Here is a 9,894-nt window from a genome sequence, read left to right as displayed (position 1 = left end):
GCCGCTGTTTTATGCGCCGCTGAGATCAGGGCGCAGTCATCTGTCTGGAACACAGGCGCTGACAACTGGAGCAACGCGGCCAGCTGGCTGCCGGCCACGGCGCCTGTGAGCGGCACCTCGACGGTGCTGACTTTCGGCGGCAGCTCCAGCTACACCGCGACGAATGACCTGAGCGGGACGTTTCAGTTCAACCGGCTGCTGTTTAACAACAGCGCAGGCACGGTCACGCTCGCAGGCAATGCGCTCAACGTGGTCAATCCGCTCAATGGCAACACGGTGCTGCCCACGCTGGCGCTCACGGGCGCGGGGAACGCCACGATTTCTGCGCCGATGACCTGGAGCGGCGAGACGGCGGTGACGAACTCGGGCTCCGGCACGCTGCTTTTCAATGGCAACCAGACCTACAACAACGGCACCAAGCAGACCTTCATCAACAGCGGCACCGGCACGATCACACTGGCGGATGCGGTCACCTACGCCAACACTGGCGGCGTGAGCGGTGGTGGCATCGTGCTGAACTTGATCAACAACAACAGCGCGACCGGCAGTTTCAACGTGGGCAATCTGGGAGCACTGGGCAGTGGCTCCAATCTATTTTATCTTAACATCGGCGGCACCGGCACGGTGCGCTTCTCCGGCAGCATCAACGCCGATCTCTTCAGCGCCGCCCAGCTGCTGACGGTACAGAGCGGGGCGACGTTTGACTTCAATGGCAATGGCGAGACCATGGGCGCCATCGCCGGGGCTGGGACCATCGCAATGACCTCGGGGGCCAGCATCACCACCAATCTGGCAGGATACTACGTCTTCTCCGGGAAGCTGACGGGATCGGGTGCTCTTGCGGTCTCCGCAGGCACGCAGACACTGGTGCTATCGGGTTCGACGAGCAACTACACCGGCGCGACTTCCGTGCTGGGCGGCACCCTGATCGTCTCGGCCAATGCTCCGAGCGGCAGCGCCGGTGCGCTGGGCAATGCCACCACCGCCGTGCTCGTGGGCAACACGAGCGGCGCTGTTTCAGCCAGGCTGCTGATGGACACTGCGGGAGTGACGATCGGCCGCAACATCATGCTGCAATCCGGCAACACCGGCACCGCCACAGTGGGCGGGCTCAACACGACCGGAACAGTGACCTACACTGGCAACATCACCCTGGGCACGGCCAGTGCTGCGGCCAAGGGGCTCACGCTTTACTCCGCCAGCGGTGGCACGGTGCAGATCAATGGCAATCTGCTGCGCGCGGTCTCGGCCACGGGCAGCACGGACACACTCACCGTCACCGGAGGGGGCACGGTGGCTCTGCTGAGCAGTGGCAACACGTTCACAGGTGGCACCACAGTCAGCGGCGGCACGCTGCTGCTGGACCATTCCGTGTCCAACAACGCCAAGCTCAGCAGCACGGCGGCGCTGACTTTAAATGGAGGCTCCCTCAGCCTCAGCGGCAGCAGCACGGCGGCCTCTACGCAGATGGTGAATGGTCTCACACTGGGCAACAGCGCCACACCGCTGGGCGGCAGCGGGCAGATCAATGTGACCAGCGGCACGGATCAAAACGCCACGCTCGATCTGGGGGCGATCACGCGCAACACGGGAGCCACGGTGGATTTCTCCGCCAACAACACCAGCACGGGAGTGGCCAGCATCACGACCACGACAGCAAACACGGCCAGCGGCATCCTGGGCGGCTATGCCACCTACAAGCTCGATGACTGGGCGGTGAATGACGGCGCGGGAAACATCACGGCGCTGGCGGCAGGCAGCTACACCACGTCCTTTGGCAGCGGCCTGGCCACGAGCCTGAGCGGCAGCACCGCGCTGGCCAGCGGAGGAGCCACCACGAACACGCTGCGCTTCACCAGCGGCGGGGCTTTGACTTTCAATGCCACCACGCCCGGCACGCTGACACTGGAAAGCGGCGGCATTCTTATTGCCAGCACGGCGGGAGCCACCAGCATCGGCAGCTCGACCACACGAGGCACACTGACCAGCAGCACGGGCGAAGTGATCGTCAATCAGCAAAGCAGCTCAGGTCCGCTGACCATCCACTCGGTCATCAGCGGCAGCGGATTGACGGTGTCTGGTTCTGGCACGGTCACACTGACGGCCACCAACACGTTCACCGGCAGTCTTGTCATCAACAATGGAGCCACGGTGGCGGTGAGTGCGAATGGAAATCTGGGCGCGGCCACGACTGCCATCATACTGAATGGCGGCACCCTGAAGCAGACCACCGGCAACCTTTCGTTTTCCACGCCCACGGCCGCAGCCCACAGCATCTACATCGGTCCGGCAGGTGGCACCTTGAGCTTTGCCACGGTGCAGGGGCTCTCTGGTGCAGCGCTCTCAGGCAGCGGGAATCTCACGGTGACGGGCGGAGGCGGATTCACCACCGGCTCGTCTGTCAGCACCTTCACGGGGAACATCTACATCAACAACGCCGCGATCTACTCCAACAGTTCGCAGCTCACTTCCGCAGCCTCGGTCACCGTGGCCAGCGGCGCGACCTGGGGCGTCGAGGATGATAGCACCGCCACCTTCAACATCGCGAGCGGCGGACGCATCATGCTCAATGGGCGCGGGCTGGGTGGCAACGGCGCGCTGCGGGTGTCTGACCAAACCGTCGGCACCGCGCTGCTGGATCCCCGGACCACCATCGGCAATGAGATCGTGCTGCAGAGCGATTCGCTCATTGAGGTGGACAATGGCAACCGCAGCGGCAGCACCAGCGTGGCAGGCAGCCTCTCCGTCCTCACACTCAGTGGCAGCGTCAGCGGCACGGGAGCTTTGATCAAAGGGGGGCTGGGCAATCTGATCCTGAGCGGTGCCAACAACACCTACTCCGGAGCCACCAACGTGGAGGCAGGCATGCTGATCCTGAACCTGGGCAATGACCGCCTGCCGACCGGCACGAGCGTGACGCTGGGCAGCGGCAGCAACTCCGGCATCCTGCAGCTCAACGGCTTTTCCCAGAGCATCGCCGGACTCGACACCTCAGGCACAGGCACGGATAACTCGGTGCTCGGCGGCAGCAGCACGAGCACGAGTCTGCTCAACGTCAACGTGTCTTCAGGCACACAGACCTACAGCGGCACGCTGGGCGGTGTGGGCACCAACAATACGGGCGCGAACAACAACCTGGGCTTCATCAAGAATGGCGCAGGAACCTTTGTGCTCAGTGGAGCGAACAACCACACAGGCGGGACCACCGTGGCGCAGGGCGCACTGGCCCTGGGCAATGCCGCAGCACTGGGCAACAACGGCGCCACTTTGGCCACGAGCGCGGCAGGCACTGTGGTAAACGCTGGTGCCACACTGGACCTGAACGGGCAGTCCAATGTGCAGGGCGTGATCACCCTTAATGGCACGGGCGTGAGCAACGGCGGGGCGCTGGTGAACAACAGCGACACCGCAGCCAGCATCGGCAGCGGCATTGCTTCGTTAACCCTTCCCTCAGCCACCACGACAGGATGGTCCGTGGGAGCGACGGTGAGCCTGGATGCACCGACGACGGGAACAAACGCCACAGCCACGGCGCTGCTGGGGCTTTCCGCTTCCAGCCTGAACCTCACCGCAGGCGGCAGCGGCTATGTGCTTGCGCCGGTGGTCACCGTCTCGGGCGGCGGGGGCACGGGTGCGGTGGTCACGGCAAACATGGGCGTCACCACGGCCTCGTACACGGTCACGTCGGGCACCACGACGTACAGCTCCGCGCCGACGGTCACGCTTTCCAACGGGGCCACGGCCACGGCCAACCTCGACGCCAACGGCAAGGTGACCAGCATCACGCTGCTGACAGCAGGCAGCGGCTTTACCGGCACGCCCACGATCAAGTTCACCGGCGGCACGGTGCTGTCTCAAGGAACCGATCCCACCGGCTCTGGCAACAGCACGCATTTCACCATCGTGGGGCTCAATGTGATCAACGGGGGCACGGGCTACACCTCGCTGCCGACGGTGAGCATCAGCGGCGGCACAGGCGCGGCAGCCACGGTGGTGGATGGAAACTTCGTGCTCAACGGAGTCGATCTCACGGACAGCGGCAGCGGTTACAGCAGTGCGCCGACGGTCACTGTCACGGGCGGCACTGCGACTGCCACGGCGAACGTCACCTCGGTGGCACTGGCATCCGACTCCAGCATCGGTGGCAGCGGGAACCTGACGGTGAATGCCGTCATCTCCGGTGAGTATGGCCTGACGAAAGTGGGCACGGGCACCACCACCTTGACAGGCGCCAACACCTACACCGGCGCGACTGTGGTGAACGGCGGAGCGCTGCAGGTCGGCGCGAACGGCGCAGGCCAGACCGGGACCGGTGCGGTCAGCGTGCAATCAGGCAGCATGCTGCTGGGCACGGGGTATGTGCAGGGCAGCAGCTTCACCGCAGCGAGCGGGTCCACCGTTCAAGCGGGAGACAGCACGGCGCAAAGCAGCTACGGCACACTGCATTTCACGCCCACCGCAGGATCAGGCAGCATCGACTTCCAGGCGGGCAGCACGATCGTCCTGGGCATCAATCCCGGCGGGGTCTCAGACATGCTGCAGATCACCGGCACGGGGAGCACGACCGTCAATTTCAACGGGAACCTCACCATCACCGCCGAAGCCTTCACTCCGACTGCCACGGCCACCTTCCATCTGCTGGACTGGTCCGGACTGGGAGCAGCGCCGACGTTTGACAGCCGCTACAACTACACCGGTCTGGTGTATGGAAGTGGCGACACCCCGGTCGGGCTGATCCTGCCGGACCTCACGGGCACCGGTTTTGCCTGGGACTTCAGCGCCTTCACCAGCGCGGGGGATCTCTCCATCGTGGTGGCCAATGCTCCCGAGCCTTCCCGGGCGCTGCTGCTGGGGCTGAGCCTGGCGCTGCTCGTGGCAAGACGCCGCCGCTGAAGCTCTTTTTCAAATGCCCGGGCTGCGAAAAAACACCCTTCAGGGCAGGCGCGGTGACCGCACGGAATCGCCGCAACCATCCCGGCGCAGCTTGATTTTTGGGTCGAAAACCGGCCCCTAAAGCCCCTCAAACCCGCCCCCGATCTTTCAAAAGCGACAAAACGGGTGCAGCGAAGTGGTTGCCTATGGCTCTGGGGCTGCTATTCTCTCGACCCCCCTTCCCTCAAAACTGCCCATGACCCCTGATAAAATTCGCAACATCGCCATCATTGCCCACGTCGATCACGGCAAAACCACGCTCGTTGACGGCCTGCTGCGCTCCAGTGGCAATTTCCGCGAAAACCAAGCCATTGCCGAACGCGCGATGGATTCCATGGATCTCGAAAAGGAAAAGGGCATCACCATCAAGGCGAAGAACACCTCCGTTCACTGGAACGACCACATCATCAACATCGTCGATACTCCCGGCCATGCCGACTTCGGCGGCGAAGTGGAGCGCGTGATGAAGATGGTGGACGGTGTGATGCTCGTGGTGGACGCCTATGACGGCCCGCAGGCGCAGACGCGTTTCGTGTTGAAGAAGGCGCTGGAGCAGGGCATCAAGCCCATCGTGCTCATCAACAAGATGGACCGCCCGAACATCGAGCCGAAGAAAGTTCACGACAAGGTTCTCGAACTGTTCCTTGAGCTGGACGCCACGGAAGAGCAGTTCAATGCGGCCTTCCTCTACGGCAGCGCACGCGCCGGCTGGGTGACGGATTCCCCAACGGGCGAGCAGCATGACATGACCTTCCTGCTGGGCAAGATCGTGGAGCACATCCCGGCGCCGAAGGCGGAAGTCGAAGGCAGCTTTGAAATGCTGGTCTCGAACATCGACTGGGACAATTTCGTGGGCCGTGTGGCCATCGGCAAAGTGACCCGCGGCAGCGTGAAGCTGGGTGATCGCGTTTACCTCCTCGGCAAGACGCCGGAAGAAAAGGCCAAGCTGGTCAAGGTGACCAAGGTCTTCCAATACACCACGCTGACCACCAGTGACTCCGTGGAAGGCACCGCTGGCGACATCGTTGGCATCTCTGGCTTTGAAGACGTGGACATCGGCCAGACCGTGGCCGGATCCCCTGACGCCCCCGCCCTGCCTTTCGTGGCCATCGATCCTCCGACCATCGTCATGCAGTTCGCGGTGAATGACGGCCCGCTGGCCGGACGCGAAGGCGAACACGTGACCTCCCGCAAGATCCGCGACCGCCTGGACCGCGAGCAGAAGATGAATGTGACGATCAGCGTCAAGGACACCGACACCGCCGGCATTTTTGATGTCAGCGCGCGTGGTGCGATGCAGATCGCCGTGCTTGTTGAGCAGATGCGCCGTGAAGGCTTCGAAGTGCTGGTCTCACGCCCGATGGTGATCATGAAGCGCATCAACGACGTGCTGTGCGAGCCGTTTGAAACTCTGTTCCTTGACGTGCCGGATGAATACCTCGGCCCGATCATGAAGTGCATCAACGAGCGCAAAGGCAAGCTGGAGGACATGAGCGCCCACGCCGGACGCACCACCCTGCAGGCCGTGGTGCCGACTCGTGGCCTGATCGGCTTTGAGTTTGAACTGATGAACCTTTCCAGCGGTCACGGCATTCACAGCCATCTCTTCAAGGAGTACGCCCCGCATGCCGGACCGATGCAGACGCGCTCCACGGGCACTCTCGTCAGCACCGAAGGCGGCGAAGCCACCAGCTACGCTCTGGATACGATCCAGATCCGCGGCAAGCTCTTCATCGGCCCGGGTGAACTCGTCTATGACGGCATGCTCATCGGTGAAAACCCACGTGCAGACGATCTGCCGGTGAACCCGACGCGCAGCAAGAACCTGACGAACTTCCGTGAAGCCGGCGGCACCAAGGCCATCGCGCTTTCCCCACCGGTCCGCTTCAGCCTGGAGCGCGCCATTGAGTACATCGCCCCCGATGAACTCGCCGAGTGCACACCGAAGAGCATCCGCCTGCGCAAGCGCATCCTCGACAGCAGCCAGCGTCAGCGCGAGAAGAAGAAGAGCGAAGCCCAGCTCGAAGGCGCGGCGTAAGCAGCGACGGCAACCGATTTGGAATCATCAAAAAGGCCAGAGCATCACGCTCTGGCCTTTTTTGATGCCTGGCTTCGGAGTTGAAGTAAACCTTTCTGGCTACCGCACAACCGTTGTAGCAAGCCTCCTCCGCCTGATGACGGTTGCACCCGCTGCAGCAGTAGGTAGCTTCCGCATATCCGATACGCGCCAAAGAAATGAAACCCACCCCAAACGCCGTCAGCCAGTATCATGTCTTCCTCGCCTCGCCCGGGGATGTGGCGGTGGAACGGCAGGCCGTGCGGAAGTTCTTCGATGACTACAACCGCTCCACAGCCCATATCTGGAACGCACGCTTCGACGTGGTGGACTGGGAGAACTACTCGACCACCGGCGTGGGCCGGCCGCAGGAGCTCATCAATCAGCAGACATTGGACAAGTACCGGGATTCGCTCGCGTTGGTCATCGGCATCATGGCCCAGCGCTTCGGCTCTCCGAGCGGCAAGGAGGAGTCCGGAACCGTGGAAGAGTTTAACTGGGCGATGGATAGCCATCAGACCAAAGGCTTCCCGGAGATCAAATGGTTCTTCCGCAAGGTGGACAAGCTGGAGTTGCCCTCCGATCCCGATGAGGCGGATGCAGCGTTGGATCAATGGAAGAAAGTCCGCGCTTTCCGCAAGCGAATGCAGGATCTGAACAATCCGATCTTCTATGCGGAATATCCTTCCTCTGCCGGATTCGCCGACATGCTTGCGCACGATCTTCATCTGTGGCTTGCCGCTGAGGACCGGCCTTGGGCGGAGCAACGTGCGGCCCACCTCGCAAGCTCTGGCACAGCGCCAGCTCCCGCACTGGCAATCGGGTTCGATTCGGAAGGTTACAAGAACGCCGTGCTCAAGCGATACGACAAGTTGAACTTCGAGATGCTCGACACGACCGGCGCATCCTACAATGCGGTCCGTCTGTGGAGCGTCTTTGTCGCGCAGTCCGTGCGTGAGTGCCACCAATACAATCCGCGCCTGCTGGAGATTCCCAAGGAACACCAGCGCCGTTTCTTGGACACAGGAGAGATCAGTGAAAAGGAACTCCTCGAAGCCGAGAAACAGGCGCACCAGCAGCGCCAAGAATACTTCCAACAGCCGCTCCGTGCGGTGCTGGAAATCGTGGACGACACCCTACGCTCCACGACTGCAGGGGCCGTACGGAAGCTGGTCATCTTGGGCGATCCCGGCTCTGGCAAATCCGCACTCATCCGCTACCTCGCCGTACGCTGGGCTGGAATCAGCGATCCGGCTGTAAGGGACACGCAGGCGGTTCCGCTCGTGGTTGATTTGGGGGCCTATGGCCGCTGGCGCTGCGAACAAAGCAAGGATTTCATCCGCTTCTTAGAAGAAGCCCCCGTCTGGCATTCATGGCCCGCTGGTCTACTTGCCAAGCTGCTCGCACAACCGGGCCGCATCGTGCTGCTGCTGGACGGGCTGGATGAAGTCTTTGACACAACGCCTCGGGCGGAAGTGATGGATGACATCCAGCGCTTTAGCAGCCAGTTCCCCCATCTGCCCATCCTCGTCACCTCGCGCGTCGTGGGCTACCAGGCGCAACGCCTGCGCGATGCCGAATTCCGGCACTTCATGCTGCAGGACCTGGACGCCGTGCAGATCACCGACTTCCTGCAGCGCTGGCACGAGGTGACCTTCGACGACCCTGCTCAGGCGGCACCCAAGCGCGACCGCTTGCAGAAGGCCGTCCGCGACTCCAAGTCCATCGCCATGTTAGCCGGCAATCCGCTGCTGCTGACGATGATGGCTATCCTGAACCGTAATCAGGAACTGCCGCGCGACCGGGCCGATCTATACGCCCAGGCCTCCCGTGTGCTGTTGCACCAGTGGGACACCGAACGTGCTTTGGAAAACTTTCCGGGAATCAGTAACGATATTGGCCTCCGCGAGAAGACCGACCTCCTACGCCGCATCGCCGCGCACATGCAGGCCGCTCCCGACGGGCTGAAGGGCAACTTGATTGATGGCCCGACGCTCACCCGCTTGATCGAGGGTTATCTGCAAGACGAGCTTCACATCGCCCAATCCCGCGCCGCAGCCCGGGCGGTGGTCGAGCAGTTGCGACTGCGGAACTTCATTCTCTGCTTCGTGGGCGCTGACAGCTACGCTTTCGTCCACCGCACGTTTCTGGAATACTTCTGCGCCGCCGATTTCGTGCATCAGTTCAACGTGGCCAAGACGCTGGACATTGAGGGACTGATCGCCTTGTTCAACCGGCATTGCCGCGATGACGAATGGCGCGAGGTGCTGCGGCTTATTTGCGGGCAAATCGATGAGCAATTCGTCGGACGGATTGTCGAACACTTGGCTATGCGAACGGATTTGGAGAAGTGGGATGGGAACACGCAGCTACCGGAATTGCCGCTGGCGCTTTGGTGTCTAAGTGATGCTAGGAATGTTAGTCGGTTGCAACAATCTGGCAGCGCCTTGATGCAGCGGGTTATCCACTTCATGACCAAGGGACATGCTTCGCTCCAGCCGAATTCTGAGGAAGTGGTTGCTGCTGCTAAGGAAATCGGCATGCGCTGGCCCGGCAATTCAATATTGGCGCAATGTGCACGTTCTCAGATCGATCAATTCCATGATAATAACACTGGGCAGTTTCGTTGGGGAAAATTTGTCAGTGTCGTTCTTGGAGACCGTGATGTAACTACCTTTCTAGCCACAACTGGAAAGGGCCCTTTGCTTGGCCAGTTTGTTCGTGTGGGTGCAATCAAGGGCATGTTGGAACTTTGGCCAGACCAGATCACCCGCGACCTGCTCTCCCAACGTGCTGTCCAGGATGAAGTATCCACTCCCCGCAGCGCCGCACTGCAGGCGTTGGCAGAGAAGTGGCCCGACCAAACCACCCGCGACCTACTCGCCCACCGCGCCGTTCAGGATGAA

Annotated in this window: 3 protein-coding genes; all 3 read left to right on the top strand. The window is 62.0% G+C overall.

The genetic code is table 11. From position 1 onward, the window contains the following. On the top strand, positions 1-4,893 hold a 4,893-nt coding region (locus WAW39_RS04610), incomplete at its 5' end, for a beta strand repeat-containing protein (protein WP_422316257.1). Positions 4,894-5,128: 235 nt separating this feature from the next. Then, positions 5,129-6,970 carry a translational GTPase TypA gene (gene typA, locus WAW39_RS04605; RefSeq protein WP_422316255.1) on the top strand — a complete coding sequence of 614 codons (1,842 nt, stop codon included), beginning with the start codon at positions 5,129-5,131 and terminating at the stop codon, positions 6,968-6,970. A gap of 197 nt (positions 6,971-7,167) precedes the next feature. Then, positions 7,168-9,894, top strand: a 2,727-nt coding sequence (locus tag WAW39_RS04600; RefSeq protein ID WP_422316253.1) for an NACHT domain-containing protein, incomplete at its 3' end; no start/stop codon positions are given.

It is taken from the genome of Prosthecobacter sp., assembly GCF_049294395.1.
Lineage (GTDB): Bacteria > Verrucomicrobiota > Verrucomicrobiia > Verrucomicrobiales > Verrucomicrobiaceae > Prosthecobacter.
Note: the sequence above shows the minus strand (reverse complement) of the source record. Positions and strands in the feature narration are given on the sequence as shown.